The organism is Shewanella mangrovisoli (assembly GCF_019457635.1).
In the GTDB taxonomy this organism is placed as follows: Bacteria; Pseudomonadota; Gammaproteobacteria; order Enterobacterales; family Shewanellaceae; genus Shewanella; species Shewanella mangrovisoli.
Map to the genome: position 1 here is coordinate 3,350,935 of NZ_CP080412.1, position 21,297 is coordinate 3,372,231.

At 51.1% G+C, this 21,297-nt stretch carries 12 protein-coding genes; 2 read left to right on the top strand and 10 right to left on the bottom strand.

All coding sequences use genetic code 11. The features are described from left to right. Positions 1-6: 6 nt before the first annotated feature. Positions 7-528: a DUF3087 domain-containing protein gene (locus K0H60_RS14710; RefSeq protein WP_220056189.1), complete on the bottom strand. Its 522-nt coding sequence runs from the start codon at positions 526-528 to the stop codon at positions 7-9. A gap of 337 nt (positions 529-865) precedes the next feature. On the opposite strand from K0H60_RS14710, the gene K0H60_RS14715 reads away from it, so the two are divergent. Beyond that, a complete protein-coding gene (locus K0H60_RS14715; protein WP_220056190.1) occupies positions 866-1,642 on the top strand; it encodes a substrate-binding periplasmic protein in 777 nt (258 codons plus the stop codon). Positions 1,643-1,679: 37 nt separating this feature from the next. Here K0H60_RS14715 and K0H60_RS14720 read toward each other — a convergent pair whose 3' ends face one another. The 9 genes from K0H60_RS14720 to malQ all read right to left on the bottom strand — a co-directional run bounded on the left by K0H60_RS14720 (position 1,680) and on the right by malQ (position 20,151). Beyond that, complete coding sequence (locus tag K0H60_RS14720) at positions 1,680-2,777, bottom strand: CobW family GTP-binding protein (RefSeq protein WP_220056191.1); 1,098 nt, start codon at positions 2,775-2,777, stop codon at positions 1,680-1,682. A 123-nt stretch (positions 2,778-2,900) separates the two neighbouring features. Continuing rightward, positions 2,901-4,301, bottom strand: a complete 1,401-nt coding sequence (locus K0H60_RS14725) for a DEAD/DEAH box helicase (RefSeq protein WP_220056192.1) — start codon at positions 4,299-4,301, stop codon at positions 2,901-2,903. Positions 4,302-4,530: 229 nt separating this feature from the next. Continuing rightward, on the bottom strand, positions 4,531-7,560 hold the full coding sequence (locus tag K0H60_RS14730) for an EAL domain-containing protein (protein WP_220056193.1): 3,030 nt from the start codon (positions 7,558-7,560) through the stop codon (positions 4,531-4,533). A 109-nt stretch (positions 7,561-7,669) separates the two neighbouring features. Then, entirely contained in the window at positions 7,670-9,286 is a 1,617-nt protein-coding gene (locus tag K0H60_RS14735; RefSeq protein ID WP_220058178.1) for a glycogen/starch synthase, read from the bottom strand. Positions 9,287-9,353: 67 nt separating this feature from the next. Beyond that, positions 9,354-10,616: a glucose-1-phosphate adenylyltransferase gene (gene glgC / locus K0H60_RS14740; RefSeq protein ID WP_011717793.1), complete on the bottom strand. Its 1,263-nt coding sequence runs from the start codon at positions 10,614-10,616 to the stop codon at positions 9,354-9,356. Between the two features lie 118 nt (positions 10,617-10,734). Next, positions 10,735-13,248 (bottom strand): glycogen/starch/alpha-glucan phosphorylase, encoded by a 2,514-nt coding sequence (locus K0H60_RS14745; RefSeq protein ID WP_220056194.1) that lies wholly within the window; start codon positions 13,246-13,248, stop codon positions 10,735-10,737. A gap of 2 nt (positions 13,249-13,250) precedes the next feature. After that, positions 13,251-15,509 carry a glycogen debranching protein GlgX gene (gene glgX, locus K0H60_RS14750; RefSeq protein ID WP_220056195.1) on the bottom strand — a complete coding sequence of 753 codons (2,259 nt, stop codon included), beginning with the start codon at positions 15,507-15,509 and terminating at the stop codon, positions 13,251-13,253. Continuing rightward, positions 15,506-17,743 carry a 1,4-alpha-glucan branching protein GlgB gene (glgB, locus tag K0H60_RS14755; protein WP_220056196.1) on the bottom strand — a complete coding sequence of 746 codons (2,238 nt, stop codon included), beginning with the start codon at positions 17,741-17,743 and terminating at the stop codon, positions 15,506-15,508. The genes glgX and glgB overlap by 4 nt, the downstream gene beginning before the upstream one ends. A gap of 17 nt (positions 17,744-17,760) precedes the next feature. Next, complete coding sequence (gene malQ / locus K0H60_RS14760) at positions 17,761-20,151, bottom strand: 4-alpha-glucanotransferase (RefSeq protein ID WP_220056197.1); 2,391 nt, start codon at positions 20,149-20,151, stop codon at positions 17,761-17,763. Positions 20,152-20,662: 511 nt separating this feature from the next. Here malQ and K0H60_RS14765 point away from each other — a divergent pair. Next, positions 20,663-21,295, top strand: a complete 633-nt coding sequence (locus K0H60_RS14765) for a peptidylprolyl isomerase (protein ID WP_220056198.1) — start codon at positions 20,663-20,665, stop codon at positions 21,293-21,295. Positions 21,296-21,297 lie beyond the last annotated feature (2 nt).

Here is a 21,297-nt window from a genome sequence, read left to right on the forward strand (position 1 = left end):
ATGTCACTAAAAACCCGCTAACAGCGCTACTTCAAATTGCTCGGTCGAGAGCGTTAACCCCAAGGCGTTGCACTGCTCTTGCAGTTGGTTTAACTCCTTATCAACGCTGGATAAGGTCAAGGTATTATCATCCAGCAGATAGACTTGGCGTAAACTGGTGAAGTAAAACAGCAACGTAATCAAGGCATTTACATCATTATTCGCCGCCGCGGCTCGAATTTTACTCAGCTTACGATAAATGCGATTTTGCAGCTGCTTTAACTGCCAAACGTAATAAATCTCTCTAAAGAAGAGTTTACTCTTAAGCTGATACACTATGGCACTACAGAGCAACACAGCCAAAATCACCCCGAGTAGATTCCAATGGAAATTCCCCGTCGGCTCACCGGGCACAGCCTCGACACCAAAGAGCGCAATCAATCCCGCCCCAAAACTTAAGGACAAAACAATCAGCCCCAGCACTAAGGCCACCATAAACAGGTTCATATTGCTGCGGTAAACCGTTTTATCTACTTGCTGTAATTTCATTGGCTCACTTCTTATCGAAAAATACCTATGGGCGGCGCAGCATAACTCAGTTTGCTTGAGCCTGCCTGAATATCAACATCCTTTACCCGTTATCAAACTTAGTAAGATACAAATTGAAACAGGTATAGCCAGATTAAAAAGCTCGTAAAATACTAATAAATTGATTCGCTTATCTTCCATTTAAAGAAACAATCTTATTCTGTAATGTCGCTTTGCAAACTGCGAATAAGCATAAAAATCGGTGTACAATTTGCCAGTATTGAGGAAAAGGAACATTTACCTAATAACTACCTCAAAATTGAACTAAATTCCTATAGTAGTCATAAAGGAACCGTCAATGGCATTTAAAAGAGTGCTTATCGCTTACAGCCTTTTTATCCTCTCAAGCCTGTGCCCGCCCGCACAGGCAGAGGAGCTGCTTGCCGTCGGTACCTCGTTTAGCCAGATTTTTGAACAGAATGCCAAAGGTGAATACAGCGGTTTAGGGGTGGACATTCTGAATCGCTTTGCCGAACAGCAAAAAGTGACGATTCACTATCAACTTGCGCCTTGGCGCCGCGCTCAATCTATGGTCGAGCGAGGGCAAGCGGATATTCTGATTGGCCCCTACATTTCCGAGGCTCGGCAGAAAGTCTTAGCCTTTTCCTCCCTCGCCTTTTACCGCGATGACATTGTCTTTTACGCCAGAACCCACAATCCCACACCTTGGGATGGTAACTACGCCAGTATCCGTGGATTAAGAATTGGTAAGATGCAGGGCTGGAATTACGGCTATCTGTTTAACGAGCGCACTAAGTCGCTCACCGTCAATGAATTTACCGATCTTAGGAGTGGTATAGAACGTTTATCCCGTGGCGATCTCGACCTGCTCGCCAGCAATGTGCGTAACACTCAAGCCTTACTGGCACAAATCAAGATCCCACAGGCTATCGCGCCACTTTCGCCCACGATTGATACTCAAGATGGCTTTATGGCATTTCCAAAATACGCACAATTTCAACCGCTTCTGGATAGTTTCGATCTGTTTTTGCAGGATATGGTGCAAAGCGGTGAATTAGCGAACCTAGCTAAGGCGAGAGGCGTGTCTATCCCAGATACTATGCTGACCGAGTAACACAACTCCCAACTTCAGATTAACTGGCTCACTTAGCCTAGTGCGCTAAGCAACCCAACAAACCTTGCTCAATCTCATCCCAATTGAGCGCTTGGGTCGCTATCATTTCTAAGCGCGAATCTAAGCTATCGTCCAGCTCAGTCACCGCCATATCGCCATCACTCCAATTGATCCCGGCAATACCATCGCAGGTGATCATGACCGCTTTTAACCGCAAAAGTGCAGAATGGCCTTGAGTCTGCGCCGAGATAAACTGCATGAGTTTATCAAAATCAAACTCTTGCATTGGCTCAATAACCCAGCCGCAGCTAAAACAGCCTTCGCCCTGATTGTGTTTACGCACTAGGCCGCGCGCATCAAACTGAAATACTTGCTCGTTCGCGACCTCGGCAAAAACGCCCTGTAACCCTAAGCTGTCGCCACTATTACGCAAAAGACTAGAAGATGCTGTCACTGGTGTAAAAGCGGCGGAGTTTCCCATCGATGCCTTTTGATGACGTGACTGTTTAAGGCTGCCTATCAAAGTTGCGGACAATCCCTGTGACGTATTATGTTCAATCACGCGAGCATCACTCAGCTGTAACTCATTCAGATATTGGCTTAAGTCGTCCGCCAAGCGCCCGCCCTGCGCCGCTTCAAACTCGGGGTATAAATCGGTTTTCGTTGTGACTATCACATCGGCGACGTGCAACTGCTGGATAAAATTGTCGTGCCGACGATAGCGCTCATCGCGTAATTTGCGGGCATCGATAAGGCATAAAGTGCTCTGTAAGCTGATAACATTGTGATAATGGGGCGCACTGAGCACTTTGATAATCTCATTGGGATGCCCAAGCCCCGTTGGCTCAATCAGTAATCTGTCGGGCTTTGCACGGGCGATCAGTTGATTAATGGCCACTTGAGTCGGTACACCTGCGGCGCAGCACATACAGCCCCCCGCCACCTCACGAATTTGCACGCCGCTGTCGCTGGCATCCATCAACCCAGCATCAATCCCCACTTCGCCAAACTCATTCACTAATACTGCCCAGGTTTCACCTTCGGGTTTGGTTTTAAGGAGCTGTTTAATCAGGCTAGTTTTACCGACGCCTAAAAAACCTGTGATGATATTGGTGGGAATGGCTTTGACTATCATGGACGGCACTCTCATGGCAACGAACAGAATTGAGGGCACCCGAGTGTAGGGATTATCCCGTAAAAGCTCAACAAAAAGCGCGCCAATGGCGCGCTGATAAATGGATAAATCGAAGCAGAGGGATTATTTACCCTTTTGAGTATTCGGCTTATTTTTTGCGTATTTACCTTCACGGGCTGGCGATTTACGCGCCCGTGCCTGGCTTTCGCTCGATTGACCAAATCCGGCGTTACCGCCAAAGCCGCCCTTGCCTCGCGCGCCATGACCCTTCGTGTCATGACCTTTAGTGCCATTGCCGCCTGCGCCTTTAGCCCCCGTATTGCGACTGCTCTTGTAATTCCACTTAGCAGTCTTAGTGGTGGCCGTCGGCGCCTCACGGTAACGCGCAGGCAGCGGTGTGCCTTCCTCGTAACCGGGTTGTACCGTCACTGGCAGGGTTTGGCCAATCAAGGCCTCAATCTCGGCCAACATCTCATCATCGGCTGGAGACACAAATGATATCGCGCGCCCCGAAAGTCCCGCACGGCCAGTACGGCCAATACGGTGCACATAGTCTTCCGCAAGGAATGGCAATTCGAGGTTAATCACTAAGGGCAACGCTTGAATATCTAAGCCGCGCGCCGCCACATCGGTCGCCACCAGCACTCGCAATTTGCCCGCTTTAAAATCATCGAGCACACGATTACGCGCGCCTTGGGTTTTATCGCCGTGGAACACGCCCGCACTGATCCCATCGAGGCTGAGTTCCTGCAATAGATGCTCGGCGCATTCCTTGGTGCTGGCAAATACCAGCACCTGACGCCAATTGTTGCGCCCGACAAGCTCTGACAATAATTCGGCCTTGCGGCGTTTATCGACTCGATAGACCAGCTGCTCAACCGTGGATGCCGTGGTATTTTCGGCCACATTGACCCACTCGGGTTGATTGAGCATCTTATGGGAAAGCTGCTTCACCGCATCGCTGTAGGTGGCTGAAAACAACATGGTTTGATGCTCAGTGGCGATAAGGCGTTTTACCTTTTCAATGTCGCGCACAAAGCCTAAATCGAGCATGCGGTCAGCTTCGTCGATCACTAAGGTGGTCACACTCGAGAGATCTAAATGGAACTGGCCAATAATGTCGAATAGTCGCCCCGGCGTCGCCACCAGAATATCGACGCCCTGCTCCACCCCTTTACGCTGCGGATTCATGTTCGCGCCGCCATAAACGGCTAAGGTTTTCAGGGGTAAAAACTGACTGTATTTCTGAATGTTAGCGCAAACTTGAATCGCCAGCTCCCGGGTCGGCGTCATCACCAATGCCCTAAGCAGAGGCTTATCATTTGGCTGCTTTGACAGTTGCTCAAGTACGGGTAAGGCAAAGGATGCGGTTTTACCCGTGCCCGTTTGGGCGCAGGCCATAATGTCTTTTCCTTCGAGCGCGAGGGGGATCACCTGCTGCTGCACTTGCGTGAGCTGCTGATAGCCACACTCAGCTATCGCATTCAAAATAGGGGAAGATAAGCCGAGTGTGTCAAATTTCATAAAAGCTCTTTTTGTTAGTGCGAAGTGTGAATGCAAAACCGCTGAGTGCAGCTTGGTTCCATAAAGTGCGGCGTCGTTAGTGGCTTTATCAACCGCTACACGAATCAACTGCTATTCGAATCAGCCGCCATATAGCCCTTTACGGGGCCGCGGAGTCTAGCAAAATTTGCGGCGCATTTATAGGCAAAAAATAACCATAAGCGCAGGACTATGGTTACACAGCTATCAACTAAGCCTCTTTAACCAAATACTTGCTCGCAAACTCTGTGGCACTCACGGGTTTAGAGAATAAATAGCCCTGACCATAGTCACAGCCCGCAGTAAGCAACACTTGGCGCTGCGCCTCGGTTTCGACCCCTTCGGCGATGACTTTCATCCCCAGCTTATGGGCCATTACGATAATGGCCTCGCACAGGGTTTGGTCGCTTTCATCGGTGTCGATATTGCGGGTAAAGGATTGATCGATTTTTAAATAATCGATATCGAACTTCTTCAAATACGCCAAGGACGAATAACCTGTGCCAAAGTCGTCTAGGGAAACTTGCACGCCCGCATCCCGATAGGCCAAGAGCTTTTCGGTGACGCCCATACTGGCATCGAGGAGTAACCCTTCGGTAATTTCGACGCACACGCCCGTGCCGGTGACGTCTAATTTCTGGAGTAATTCCAACCAATTGTGCAGCAGTGTGCCCTCATCGCGAAACTGGATAGGTGACTTGTTAACGCTGATCTGGATATCGACTCCAAAGGTTTTACGCCACAGGGCACTTTGCCGCGCCGCCTGCTCAAAGACCCAGTTGCCAATCTCTACAATCAGCCCAGTATCTTCGGCGACGGGAATAAACTCCGCAGGGGATACATAACCCCGCTCCGGATGGAACCAACGCAATAGCGCTTCGGCCTTAAGCACCTCGCCCGTGGTCATGGTCACTATGGGTTGATAGTGCAGTTCAAATTCTTTGCTCACCACAGCTTGACGCAAATCTTGGATTAAGCGCATCCGATACTTGGCGTATTCCTGCATCGAAGGAGTGAAATAGTTGAAACGATTGCGGCCCTGATCTTTCGCCGCATACATGGCCTGATCCGCATGTTTGAGCAGACCTTCGATACTAGTCGCATCATCGGGATACAGAGTAATGCCAATACTGGCGCTGATATAGGCGGTTTCCTCCCCCAGCACATAGGGCTCGGCAACGCGGCGTAAAATGTGTTCGGCGACCCGCTCTATCCCCTTGTGATCCACCATTGAACTGAGCACCACAGTAAACTCATCCCCACCGAGGCGAGCCACCACATCGGCATCCCGCACACAGGATTTTAAGCGACTGGCTGTTTCAATCAGCAATAGGTCCCCCATGGCATGGCCTAGGGTGTCGTTCACTTCTTTAAAGTAATCCAGATCGAGGAACATCAAGGCAAAGTGATTGCGATTGCGGTCGGCACTCTTGATCTCGGCGCCTAAATATTCGAGCAACATGCGCCGATTCGGCAAGCCCGTAAGCGTGTCGTAGTTGGCCTGTTTCCAGATCAAATGCTCGCTCTGTTTTTTATCCGTGATATCGGAAAACAGCGCCACACGGCGATAAGGTTGGCCATCTTTATCTTTGATGGTGTTGATGGTGAGCCAAATGACGTACTCTTCATTGTTCTTACGTCGCTGGCGCATCTCCCCCTGCCACTCGCCTTTTTCGCGAATTTCATTATTCATCTCAGTATAAAAGCCGTGACCGTTGAGATCGCAATAAAGTAGGCGAATATGCTGACCACGAATTTCTGACTCGCTATAACCCGTGATCGCGGTAAATGCGGCATTGACTGTGATGATGACCCCCGTCTCATCGAGCACGCTCATGGCCTCTGAACTGTTGTCATAGACCAGCGCCGACAGCTTTAGGGATTCTTCAATAAGCTTGGCCTCAGTGATATCGGTATAGGTACCGCACATTCTTAAGGCGTTGTTATTGGCATCGCGGCTCACCACTTTGCCCGTATCTAAAATCCAGCGGATATCGCGGTTAAGGGTTTTTAAGCGGTATTCCATTTTATGTTGCGGCGTTTCTCCGCGAATATGGGCCTCGATGGAGTGCAGCACCTTGGGCCTGTCTTCGGGCACAATCGAGTCCATCCATTGGCGACTATTGGCGTTAAGCATATCAATATCGCAACCTAAAATATCGGCACTGCGGGCGTTACGCTCGATATGGTCATTACGGATATCCCAGTCCCAAACACCCAGATCGCTACTGCTTAACACCAGCTCGAGTTGCTCACGACTGGCGAGCACTTCCCTATCGGCCAGAGTCTGGGCGGTGACATCCAAATAACCCGCAATCACCAATAACACTTGATGATTCGCGCGCTTACAGGCGACTGTCATATGGGTATATACAATCGAGTTATCTTTGGCGATAAAACGTTTATCCATTTCATAATTATCAATTTTACCCGCCAGCATCAGCTCAAACTTGACTATGTCCGCCTCAACATCATCGGGATGGGTGAGCTGTTTCCAGGTCATATGCAATAGCTCATCCTCTGAGTATTTCAGCATTTGGCACAGCCTTGGGTTCACCTTGATCCACTTTTGATCGACGCCGGTAATGGCTATCCCGATATTGCCAACGTTAAATTGGCTGCGGAATAGAAAATCATCCTGCAAACGGATCTGCTCGTCACGCTCGAGCTCAAAACGGCGGGAGAGCAAACGGCTCAGTAGCCAAGTCGCGAGGGGATAAATGGTTAGCACGGGCAACATGATTTTTTGCAGCACGGGAATGGCAACCTTGTCCGGCAGCAAAAAGAACCACAATAACATGACGATATGCACGACGAAGGCAAAGCTGAAGATTTCTCTGCCAGAGATATTGGCAAGGTAAGATTTACGTTGCTGGCGCCATATCACCCCAATTAAACCTGAGGAAATAATTACCCCTAAGCCGACCCACATGGCGGCGCCGCCAATGCTGATCCGATAAATGGCCGTCATCGCAACGGCGATGGCGGTGGGCAAACCGCCAAAAAACAGGCCGGTGACACATAGGAGCACAGAGCGGGTATCGAAGATAATGCCAGGCTCGTACATCCATGGGGTACTCATAATAGTGACGCCAATGCCACCTATGAGTAATCCGATCCCCAGCCGCCACAGCAAAAAATACTGCCGCTGATGCTTTTTAGGAATCGCATCGTACAAAAACACCAAGGCGAGCAATAACGCCGCATTTTGTACTAAGGGTAAGAAAATGCTTTTATCCATGGATGTGGAAGCAACTCCAAAAATGAGGGAACGGATTATCTTACGAAAACTCTCCCTCACAAGTGTAGCAGAATTGCTTACAAATCATGGTCTAATTACAAGGGGTAACTCACAAAATGTTGTAGAGTTGTTTCTTGTATTCGAGGGCTATGCTACGCCAATCAAAGCGCCGCACTTTGGCATTACGCTTGTATTGCATCCAATCATTACTGCCAAATGTCTCCAATGCGTCGCCAAGCTTTGCTAGTAACGCCTCACCCTGCGTCTTGATATCCTCGCCATAGAACACAAAGCCATCGACATTGTCCTCGACCGTATCCCGCAATCCGCCCACACCATGCACTAGGCAAGGCTGACCGCTACGCATGGCGAGCATTTGGCTGATGCCGCAAGGTTCGAAGGAGCTTGGCATCAGGAATAAATCACCCAGTTGATAAAGACACTGTGAGAGCTCCTCATGGTATCCCTGCAGAAACACAAAATGGGCATACTTAGCCGCAAGAGTTTGAAAAAACAGCCCTATCTCAGGGTCGCCACTGCCCAGCAACACAAACAGTGCCTTAGGCTGGATTTGCGGCAACTGTTGCAGCTGTTGCAGCTGTTGCAGCTGTTGCAGCAATGTCTCTAATACCGATAAGCCAGAAGGTAAAATATGGCGCAGGATCAACACTTTTTGATCGGTCAGCCTGCCAACCGAGGTCAACAGAAAGTCCGGGAATTCCCCCGAAGAGGCCTGACGCCACAGAGCTTGCAGCCGCGTAAAGGCAATCATATCGACGCCACTCACCTGAGTTCGCCCGCCCTGCCACTGCACTAGGGCCGACTCGATGCAACTCAGTAGTTCCTTAAACTCAGTTAATCCCATACGTTCGAGGGAGCTTTGCGCTAAAGCCTCTGAGTATTCGCAACCGTTTAAAATGCCAAGCACTCGACCCTGCTCGGCTTTGCGTTGTAAATCCGCCTCTAAGCCTTCACCACCGAAGAACCCCAACTCGGGGCGAGAGGGAAGCAATACCTCCTTGGCGTAGGTTGGTGACACGAGATGCACTTTATCCGCCAGCGTAATTCCCATCCGCATCGGATTGATGCAATGGGGATAACGGGGATCGAAAATCTGGGCGCGCTGGCCCTCATCCAACTGGGCGAATAATTGAGGAAACCAAGCCGCAAAGCTTGAGCTATCATGGCTCAGCGGCCTTATCCCCTGCAGCGCAAGATTATGAATCGAAAACACACATTCTATGCTTTGCAATGCTTGATACTCGGGCGCCAGCGCCCGCAGCATGGCTAAACATCCAGTGTGCCAGTCGTGCAAATGTAAAAGCTGAGGCATAGGCACAAGCCCCGCCACTAAGGCTTTGGCTACGCTTGCACACAACAGCGCAAACTTAGTCGCATCATCGGCAAAGGGGCGGTCACTCGTGCCTTGGCTATAAATCTGCCCGGGACTGGATTGCCACAGCCCATGCTCCAGCAAATAAATATTGGCGCCCAGCACCTTGGGGTGCGTCAGCCAATACAACTTAATCGGCTCCTGTCGCCCGGCAAAACTCACCTCAAACTCATGGATAAGTTTGGCCCCAAGGCCCGTTAAAAATCCGTAGCTTGGCATAATTACATCGGCTTGGATCTCAACACCCGCGAGGGCTTGGGGCAAGTCACGGATCACATCCGCCATCCCGCCCACTTTCGCCCCTTTCAGCGCCCCATTTTCCGCCGCAACCATTAATATGCGTTTCACCTAACTTCATACTCCAACAGGGTTAATATTCAAGCAAATTACTGGCTTGGCCTTACTCATAGCCCACGGGCAGCCCTAACATATCGCGGGTGACTAAGGTGATGCCTTTCTCGGACACCCTAAAGCCTTTTGCCCTGTCATGGTCGTGGTTATAACCAATCACTGTGCCTTCGGGGATGATGCAGCCCCTGTCGATGATGGCATTTTTAATCTTACAGTGGCGCAGCACCACCACATCGGGCAGCACAACCGAGTCCTCAACCACTGAGTAGGAACAAACCCGCACCTCGTTAAACAATACACTGCGGCGCACTGTCGCGCCCGAGATGATGCAGCCGCCGGATATAATCGAATCCACCGCCATACCGCGTCTATCGTCATCGTCGAACACAAACTTGGCGGGAGGTAATTGCTCCTGATAGGTCCAAATCGGCCATTTGGCATCGTAGAGGTTTAATGCGGGTGTGGGCGATAACAATTCCATATTGGCCTGCCAGAAGGAATCCAAGGTGCCCACATCGCGCCAGTAGGCTTGTTCGTTGGGGAAGGCGCTCTTAAAGGGATAGGCAAACACTTTATGTTTTTCGATGATCGAGGGAATAATGTCTTTGCCAAAATCGCGATCGGAATTGGCATTTTGCGCGTCTTTCTTCAACTGTTCGAACAAAAACTCAGTGTTAAACACATAGTTGCCCATCGAGGCGAGGCACTTCTCAGGATTGCCTGGGGAGTGTTTAGGATGCTTAGGTTTTTCTTCAAATCCAAGGATGCGCATCTCGTCATCGACTTCCATCACCCCAAACGCGCCCGCCGCTTCGGCCACGGGCACTTCGAGGCAGGAGACTGTCATATCGGCGCCGGATTCGGCATGGGCGGCCAGTAAGCCAGCGTAATCCATGCGATACACATGGTCACCCGACAGCACCATCACGTATTTGGGCAGCTCATGGCGGATGATATCGATATTTTGAAATACCGCGTCAGCCGTGCCTTGATACCAATTCTCAGAGTAACGTTGTGAGGCGGGCAGAATCTCCACCGACTCACCTAATTCCTTTTTAAAGTGACCCCAACCACGCATCACATGTCGAATTAACGAGTGCGACTTATATTGGGTCACCACCCCAACACGGCGGATCCCCGAGTTGATGCAATTCGACAGCGGAAAATCGATGATCCTAAACTTACCCCCGAAATACAGCGCGGGTTTCGCGCGCCAGTCGGTGAGTTCATGTAAACGCGAGCCTCGGCCACCAGCCAGAATCAATGCATAGGTTTCACGAGTTAAATTACTGATATAACGTACATTAGACATAGGCTCTACTCCCCAAATAGCACATCAGTGCCGATTGCTTCACAACCACTATTCCCTGCCGCCCTAAGGCCGCAGGATTGCATACCACTGCGCATTCCCTTGCTCATTAGTCTCTCCGTTACAGTTTCCAAATATCATCTCTATAACCCGCAATCGTCACATCACTGGAGAAGCGACCACTGGCCGCGGTGTTGCGAATACTCATTTGCGTCCACTTTTTCGGATCTTTATAGGCCTTAGCCACAGCCTCTTGGGCGAGGCGATAACTGTCGAAATCCGCCGCCGTCATCCACTGATCATCCGCGCTTTCAATCGAGGCGATAATAGGGTCGAAAATCCCCGGTTCCAGCAGGTTAAAATGGCCGCTCTTGAGTAAGGCCATGACTTCGGATAAGGCGTGGGACTCGGCGATAATCCGCTGCGGTTGATAATCGCAGCGCATTTGGGTCACTTGCTCGGCGTTGAGGCCAAAGAGGAAAAAGTTATCCTCGCCCACCTCTTCGAGCATCTCAATATTGGCGCCATCTAAGGTGCCTATGGTGAGTGCGCCGTTCATCATGAACTTCATATTGCCCGTGCCAGAGGCCTCCTTACCCGCGGTGGAGATTTGTTCGGAGACATCGGTTCCGGGGCAGATTTTTTCCATGGCACTGACGTTGTAATTGGGCAGAAACGCAAAGCGCAGATAAGGCGCCACCACAGGATCGCAGTTGACCATGTGGGCAACATTACTGGCGAGTTTGATGATGAGTTTCGCCATAAAGTAACCGGGCGCAGCTTTGCCACCAATCAGCACACAGCGTGGCACGAGATGCTCCGTGTGCCCCTGCTGGATTTGATGGTAAAGATGGATCACATGCAGAATATTAAGGAGCTGACGCTTGTACTCGTGGATCCGCTTAACCTGCACATCAAACAGCATCGTAGGGTCAAACTCGACGCCACATTCCTTGGCGATCATCTTAGCGAGTTGCACCTTGTTGGCTTGTTTCACCTCACGCCACTTTTGAATAAAGCTGGCGTCTTGGGTTAAGGCATTAAGCGCCGTCAGCTGGCTTAAATCTGTCACCCAGCCCTTACCTAAATGGCTGGTTAACAGTTTGGCGAGCGCGGGATTGCAGTGGGCTAACCAACGTCTAGGGGTCACGCCATTGGTGCGATTGTTAAACTTCTCCGGCCACAGGCTATAAAAATCCTTAAACAGGCCCGACTTTAATAACTGGGTATGCAGCGCCGCCACACCGTTTACCGAAAAGCTCGCCACTATGGCTAGGTACGCCATGCGCACATGGGGATCGGGGCCATCTTGAATGATCGACATGCTGGCCAGTTTGGCGCCATCCCCCGGCCAGTGGTGGGCAACTAAATCTAGGTATCGTGCATTGATTTCATAGATAATTTCTAAAATTCGCGGCAGCATCAGCGCCATCATACGCACGGGCCAGCGTTCTAACGCCTCGGGCAACAATGTGTGATTGGTATAGGCCATAGTGTGGCTGGTAATCGCCCACGCGGCGTCCCATTCGAGGCCATATTCATCCACCAGCAGCCGCATTAATTCGGGAACCGCAATACTTGGGTGAGTGTCATTCAGTTGGATCACATTTTTCGCGGCAAACTCACTGAAGTCATGGCCGTGGTGATGCACCCAACGCTTCAAGATCGCCTGCAGGCTAGCGGAGGACAAAAAGTACTGCTGACGCAGCCGCAGCTCCTTACCGTTTTCGCTGGCATCATTGGGGTACAGCACCATAGTGATCTGTTCAGCGAGGTTCTTGCACGCCACCGCCTCTGTGTAATCCCCTTGGTTAAACTCCGCTAAATCAAAGTCATCCGTCGCTTCAGCCTTCCAGAGTCTGAGGCTATTCACCCGGCCATTGCGATAACCGGGCACGGGCATATCATAGGCCACGGCAAGCACATCTTGGGTATCGACCCAAATCATGTGTCTGCGCCCTTGCTTATCCACATAGGATTCGGTGTGACCGAAGAACTTTACCGTCACATTATGGTGCGGAACGCGCACCTCCCACGGGTTGCCCTCACGCAGCCAGCGGTCTGGACGCTCCACCTGATAGCCATCGACAATCTTCTGGGCGAACATGCCGTATTCGTAACGAATGCCGTATCCCGTGACGGATAAATCCATGCTGGCGCAGCTATCAAGAAAACAGGCGGCGAGTCGCCCAAGGCCACCATTACCTAAACCAGCATCGTGTTCGGCCTCTTCAAGCTCCTCAAGAGACACGGAATATTGGCTAAGCGCCTCGCGGCTATCTTGCTCCAAATCTAAATTTAACAAGGCATTACCTAATGCTCTGCCCATCAGAAACTCAAGCGATAAGTAGGCCACTTGCTTGTTGTCATAGCAGCTATCTTTGATGCGCGTCTCACGCCACTCATCCAACATTTGCTCTTTAACGCTGAGTGCTAACGCTTGAAATAACTCACCGTGAGCCACTTCGCCGCGACTTAATCCATAACGCACATGGCGATTAAAGGTCGCGGGCAGGGCATCACAGGGCTCGCAGGGTTCGAGTGTCGCTTTTGGCTTACTCGGCGCGGCCTTAGTGGCACGTTTTTTTGGGGGAACGCCGCTGGTATTTGGGCTCAGCTCACTGTTATGACTCATAGTTAATTCCTTATAAAATCAGCATGAAACAGCATAAGACTGCGATCCTGTAGCAAGTACCGCGTCGGTGAGGACTGAGCATCCAGCGGCTCAGTGGGAGTTAAAAATTGTGAGTCGGTTTGGGTATGCAGCAGACATTGCCACGGCCCTAAACCGTCAAAAATCGGCAGAGTAAAGGCCAAGGGATGCTCATCGGCATTGACCATCAACAGCAGTGCTTGAAGGCTGTCACCCTGAGTTTGTGGTTGAGTGGCGGTTAAATTGCCCGATAGCACCACGCAGAGGCTGCGGCCCATGGACTCACTCCACAGACTTTTGCTCATGGGCTCACCTTGGCGGCTAAACCAATCCAGCCTCGCCCCCGATGGGGTTGAGACAGGGCTTGCAGCATGGCTTGAAGATGACTCGGACGACCAATCGAAGGCATTGGCCACTAGCTGCTCATGGATAAAACGTTTGGCACACAAGAGCGGAAAGCGTTTACGCAAGGCAATCAGCTGTGAGGTGAAACTCAGCAATGAGCTATCCATGCCATCCGCTGACCAATCGAACCAATTCAAGGGGTTATCTTGGCAATAGGCGTTATTATTCCCACCTTGGGTGCGGCCCGTCTCATCGCCGCTGAGTAACATGGGCACCCCTTGGGATAAGAATAATGTGGTCAATAGATTGCGTTGCTGGCGGGCGCGCAGCGCGAGAATGGTGGCGTCGTCAGTGTCGCCTTCTACCCCATAGTGATGGCTGAAGTTCTCATGGTGGCCATCGCGGTTTTCTTCACCGTTGGCCCAATTGTGCCGCTCGCAATAACTCACTAAATCTTTGAGGGTAAAACCATCGTGACTGGTTAAAAAGTTGATACTGGCGGCAGGAGGCCGGCCGCTGTGCTCAAAGAAATCCCCCGAGCCATGAAAACGCCGCGCAAACTCGGGCAACATGGCGTGATCGCCGCGCCAAAAACGCCGCATAGTGTCGCGGTATCTGTCATTCCACTCGCTAAAGGCCACAGGGAAATTACCCAGCTGATACCCACCCGGGCCAATATCCCAAGGCTCGGCAATCAGTTTCACCCGGCAGAGTACTGGGTCTTGCAGCAGCGCATCAAAAAAACCACTACCTGGGTCGAATCCATAGGCTTCACGGCCAAGGCAGGCGGCTAAATCGAAGCGAAAGCCATCGACGCCCATCACTTCGACCCAGTAACGCAGCGAATCTAACACCAACTGCAACATGCGTGGGTGATTGAGGTTTAAGGTATTACCGCAGCCGGTATCGTTGATATAAAAGCGTTTATCGTTTGGATGCAGGCGGTAATAACTCAGATTGTCGATACCGCGGAAGCTAAAGGTTGGCCCGAGGCGGCTACCCTCGGCGCTGTGGTTATAGACCACATCGAGAATAACTTCGATACCTGCGCCGTGCAGCGCATCCACCATAGTGCGAAACTCGCCGATATCCTCACTCGAGAGATAACTCGGCTCAGGTGCAAAAAAGCCAATGCTGTTATAGCCCCAATAGTTAGATAGCTGTTTTTCAAGCAGAAAGGGCTCTGAGAAAAATGCCTGAACTGGCAGTAACTCGACGCAATTCACGCCGAGATTGACTAAGTAATCTATCGCGGCATTCGATGCCAGCCCGGCAAAGGTGCCACGCAGTGGCGCATCTATCTCAGGGTGCAGCGCGGTAAATCCCTTTAAATGCATCTCATAGATAATGCACTGCTCAAGCGGCAGTGGCTCACGCTGACTTGAGAGTGGCCGAATATTATGCGTCTTAGCGGCATTAAAAAGAGGCCGAGTATCGACCACTTTACACTTAGGGACAAAATCCGCGTTATCTAAGATGCTGAAAGATAAGTCTTCACTGGGGTTATCAATCTCATAACCAAAGTTGGCGATATGGTGGTGATAACGCCCCACGAGCTGGCGCGCGTAAGGGTCTAACAACAATTTATGTGGATTAAATCTGTGCCCTAATTGCGGCTCGTAGGGACCATAGACACGGTAGCCATATAGCTGACCGGCACTCAGTCCATGCACATACAAATGCCAGATTTGCTGGGTCTGTTCCGTCAAGGCGATGCGCTGAATTTCCACCTCGCCTTGGGCATCGAACAGGCATAACTCCACCCCAGTGGCATGGGCCGAAAACAGGGCGAAATTCACCCCGCCATCATCGACTGTCGCCCCTAAGGGAAAAGGCTGTCCCGCACTTAGGTTATAAGCGGTTGAGCCATCAGCATTTACAGGCACAGGATTCGTCATAGGCTGGTATCTCTTGGCGCATCCGTCGCAGGCCCGAGGATCAAGCAACCCAGAGGCGGCACAGTGATCAGCGCGCTCGATGCCATGCCCTGCCAAGGTAAATCTTCAGCAATTACCTTGCCCGCATTCCCCTGATTGCTGCCGCCATAGAGATGGCTGTCGCTATTGAGGTACTCACAGAACTCCCCGCCTTGGGGCAAGCCGATACGAAATCCTTGGTGCAGAGTGGGCGTCATGTTCACCACAAACACCAAGGGCACATCACTGCCCTCGCCATAGCGAACAAAGCTAAAAATACTGTCGCGACCATTGTCACAATCGAGCCAGCGAAACCCCTGCGACTCATAGTCGAGCACAGATAAAGCGGGGAATTGGCGATAAAGCTGATTCAGATCCCGAAGCCAGCGCTGCACGCCTTGATGGGGTTCAAAAGCAAGCAAATGCCAATCGAGACTATGGTTATGGTTCCATTCGTCACGCTGGGCGAACTCGCTGCCCATAAACAGTAGTTTTTTGCCCGGATGCCCCCACATAAAGCCGTAATAGGCCCTGAGGGTGGCGAATTTTTGCCAATCATCACCGGGGATTTTATGCAACAAAGAGCCCTTGCCGTGCACCACTTCATCGTGGCTTATCGACAGCATAAATTGCTCCGAATAGGCATACATCAGGCTAAAGGTCAGCTGGTTATGGTGATACTGGCGATAAATGGGATCGCGGCCCAAGTAGCTTAGGCTGTCGTTCATCCAGCCCATATTCCACTTAAAACCAAACCCCAGCCCGCCGCCATCCGTCGGCTTAGTCACGCCCGCAAAGGCGGTTGACTCTTCGGCTATCATGCAAATGCCGGGGAAGGCTTGATACAAACGTTGATTCAACATTTGCAGGAAATGAATCGCCTCTAAATTCTCCCGTCCGCCATAGGCATTGGGCAGCCATTGCCCAGGTTCGCGGCTGTAGTCGAGGTACAACATGGATGACACCGCATCAAGCCGCAGGCCATCTAAGTGAAATTCCCGCAGCCAATAACAGGCATTGCTGAGCAGAAAGCTCCGCACCTCACCGCGGTCGTAGTTATAGATCAGCGTATCCCAATCGGGGTGCGTGCCTTTGCGCGGGTCTTCATGTTCATAGAGGCAAGTGCCATCGAAACGCACAAGACCGTGGGGATCCTTAGGGAAATGCGCCGCGACCCAATCGAGTAACACGCCAATGTCGGCCTGATGGCAGGCATCGATAAAGGCCTTTAAGTCATTAGCATCGCCAAAACGATGGGTCGGCGCATACAGGCCAACGGGTTGATACCCCCAAGAGCCATCGAAGGGATACTCGCTGACTGGCATCAACTCGATATGGGTAAAGCCTTGCTGCTTCACATAGGGGATCAACTGTTCGACTAAGTCTTGATAATCAAAATATTGCTCACCAAACTCACCTTTTCGGCGCCAAGAGCCTAACTGCACTTCGTAGATAGACATAGCGGCGCGATGCCAAGCCGTGCTCGCCCGTTTGTCCATCCATTGTGAATCTGCCCACAGGTGTTGGTGTTTTTTCGGCACTATGGAGGCATTGTGCGGCGCACATTCCATTTGGGTCGCCATAGGGTCAGATTTTGCGTGGCGCTCGCCATTTTGATAAACCAAATCAAACTTATAGTGCGCGCCTTCGGCAACATCAGGCAGAAAAATCTCCCACAAGCCGTTGGCCAGATGTTGGCGCATCACATGGCGAGTATCGTCCCAGTGGTTAAAATCCCCTACCACAGAAACCCGCTTAGCATTGGGGGCCCATACGCAAAAATGCACGCCTTTGACGCTATCGACTTGGCGCCAATTCGCACCTAAAAAGCGATAGGCCTGCTCAGAGCTTCCTTCGCCGAAGAGGTATAAATCCTGACTATCGAGGAGAGAACCAAACTGATAAGGATCGATAATATCCTGCTCACAGAGGGGATAAGTCACCCGTAGCGCATACAAAAAAGGCTTAACCCGTCTGCCAAGCGTCCCCGCAAATAGCCCCGCCTCATTGACGCGCTCAAGGCTCGCCACCTTGCGGCCATCCTTAAGGCTTATCACATCAACTTTTTGGGCGTTGCGTAAAAAACAGCGCACCACCAAGGCTTTACCCTCGTTGATGCTGTGCATACCAAGCAGGGAAAACACATCCGTATATTGACCGTTTAACAGCGCGACATCGCTACCGTCATAGAAGTAAGTCTGGGCTTGAGTCATCATTTGGCTTCCATTTTTAGTCAAAGGGTATCTGTATGCGCAGCCGTCTCTGGCAAATGTCTTGCCGCAGCAATGCGTTGCAAACGCTCAGCCAGCGTAGGCCTACCAGCGGCTTCACTTAGGCTGATGGGCAATCGCCGCTGCCAATTGGGGTACTCGAGCCAAGTGCCGGGGATATTCACCGCATGGCGGTCCCCTAGCAGATCGCACCACTGCACGCTGTAAAGTGCGCTGTTGCCCGAGGCACCAAATGGCATCCACGCCGTTAATAAATCTTCAATATCAATCTGTTGAATATCTGTCTCCGGCAATAAGCCCTGGGAGATTAAGCACTGCGCGAGCTGGTGTTTTTCCTGCTCACGTCCGGCTAAGGCCTCTCCTAATTGCTCGTCGGTATTGAGCAAGTCGAGTTGTCGCCTCAGGTGCAAATCGCTGCCAGTCCACCAAGCCACTAAGGTCGGCACATCATGGTTTGCCAGCATCATCAAACTCTGGAACTTATAGTGGCTCGGCGGCTTAAAACCTTGATGGTCTTTGCAGAAGTAGAACAACTCGTTGGAATAGACTCCCGCCTGATACAGGCGATGAATAATATCGGGTGGCACTAGGCCCAAATCCTCACCAATCACCACACAGCGAGCACGTTGACTCTCGAGACACAGAATCGCCAACAGGGTTTCGACGGGGTAATACACATAGGCGCCATGGCCGAGGCGCTTATCTAGTGGCCACCACCAGAGTCGCAGCAGCCCCATCACATGGTCGATTCGCAGTGCCCCGCAGTGGGTCATATTGGCGCGAGTCAGCTCAATAAAATGGCGATATTGATGCTGTTTTAGCTTGACGGGATCGAGGGGCGTGAGGCCCCAGTTTTGTCCTTGTGGCGCGAAGGGATCTGGCGGTGCGCCTATGCTGGCGTTTAAGCAAAACTGCTGCGAATTGGCTTGAACCTCAACGCCTTGCAACGCGGCGCCCACGGCCAAATCGCGGATAAGCCCTATGCCCATCCCCGCTTCTTTGGCTTTGAGTTGGCACAATTGCAGTTGATCTTCGGCCACAAACTGCAGGTACAAATAAAAGCCTTCATCCTGTGCGATGGCCCTTGGACTGCGTAGCGATTCGGCTTGGGCAAATTCCCTAAGCGGCGCGCCCTGCTCTGTCACAAAATCCTCAAAACGCTGCGCCCTTGGGGTGTTTGGCTGTAAATGGTGTTCGCAAAAGACAGTGTATAAACGTGCAAAGGCGCGGTACTTAAGCTCACTCACCTTGGGATAATCGAGCCAGTTCTCCGCATTGAGTAGGGCGATGGTTTCTTGCCACTCCTTCGCCGCAAACTCCGTCTTTAATGGCTCAAATTCAGGCACACTAGGTAAATGAATATACAGCGGATTCAACCTTCGACGATCGCAGGGACTATAGGGACTCGGATGTTCCGGCGCGGCAATATCTAAGGCATGCAATGGATTAAGCTGAATAAAATCGGCGCCATACTCGGCCACTAAACCGATAAGTTGCTCTAAATCGCCAAAGTCGCCCATGCCCCATTGGCTTTCGCTGCGCAGGCTATACAGCTGAAGACTCACGCCCCAGGGTTTATGGCGCTTTCCTTGAGCCACAGCGCTCATCACCCCTTGATAGGCGGTTCTCGGCGCCACCATAAAAGAGCCATGGAACTCAGTCGCCTTACTTGCTGCAGAATTGCTTGCTGCTGACGTTCCCACACTTGATACGCCTTGCTGCTCGTCCGCCAGCCCAAGCAAACTGACGCTCAGACTGTGGTACCCAAGCCCCAGGCAAGATAAATCACTTAAGTTGTTATTATTGTTAGATGTGTTTGGCGCGGCGCTGACATTTTCCCATGAACGGCGTGGCTCAGAATTGCTATGTTGCTCACTCATATCGCCCGCATCACGGCAATAAAACTCATGGCCTAAGAGGTCGAGACGGTATTGCAAAAACTGACACTCATTGGCGAAGAGGCTGGTGCCAAACTGCGCCAACTCCTCTGCCTGAATACGATAATCCCCAATCGGTTTTAGCGCCGAAAATGGCACCTCGAGAACCACCCTCTCCCCTTGCTCACAGGTAAAGGTGAGCAGCAGATCGCCACGGTAAGATTGAGGTAAATACAGACAGACCCAAGGTTCGTCGACATAACACCAATGAAACGCTGGCAACACTTGTGTCCAATGCTGGGCATCGAGTTGATACACCTGAGCATCAAGCTCATCGCCACTGGGTAAACTCGTTAATGGCTCATCCTTCGCCTCGCAGGCCTGAGTGTTTTTCTCCTGCAACATACTGGTCAAAATCCCTTGCCTGTCAGCCTCGGGAATGCGGATGTACTGGCCGAAGCAGTCGGTAAAATCTGCTCCCACGCCCCGCAAATACAGCAACTTCTCCAGCCCCATATTTGTCGCCCCCGCGACTGCTCATCCATAGCCTTAGTTAGGCAGTAACCATGCCAGTGCAAAATAACAGCATGAAGACAGATTTATGTCAGCCAAATGACAACAAAGAAAACTTATAAATCAGCATCTTGAATAAAATGCGTGCCTTTATCGCCCAAGCCTTTACCCACGGGGCCATCTCGCAAACGCACTAGTTTGAAGCAGGGAGTGGTTAAAAAAGGTGCAACGCGCTTAAATGGCGCAAGCAAAACAGCGTCTTATCTTAGAGCAGCATTTCAAAAAGCATCGCAGAGGTTAACTTACCCGCTCAAACTGCCATACCCGCATTAACAACTAGCTGCAACACTTTGTATCAATTGCATTTTTAATATTGAACTCACCTTCATCGCTCTGTCACTATGCGCGTTCAAAACAAAAACAACACTTAATCGCAACATTTACCCATGCCCGCTTACATCATCCAAGCTGACAAGGAGTAAGTAGCGAACGACGCAAAAATAAGGAAATTGACATGAGAAGTATCACAGGGCTTATCTTCGCAGGCGGTTTGAGCTTGGCCCTCAGCGCCTGTGGTGGTGGCGATGATGAATTAACGCCGAGCATACCGACTCCCGATCCAACCCCACCGAGTCTAAGTGCCGATGTATGCTATTTGATGAGCACGACTAAGGGAGACTTGACCTTAGCCATCGACCTCACCAATATGCCCATCACGGGTAAGAACTTTAAACAATATGTCGATAAGTCATTCTATAACGGCACTTTATTCCACAGAACCATCAATAACTTTGTGATCCAAGGCGGCGGTTTCACTACGGGGTTACAAAGCAAACCGACCAGCGCGCCGATTAAAAACGAGGCCGCCGTCGGCATCAGCAACAAGCGTGGCACTATCGCGATGGCGCGTACCACAGTGCCAGACTCAGCGACATCACAGTTCTTTATCAATGTGTTAGATAATCCGCAGCTCGATGCTTCGGCGAGCAGCTATGGCTATGCCGTGTTTGGTAAAGTCGTCGAAGGGATGGATGTGGTCGATCAGATAAGCATTGTACCAACCAAAACCAGCAACGGTTTTAGCGACACGCCAGTGAATGAGATTTTGATCAATAGCGTGACTGAAACGAGCTGCCCCGCCGCCTAGCA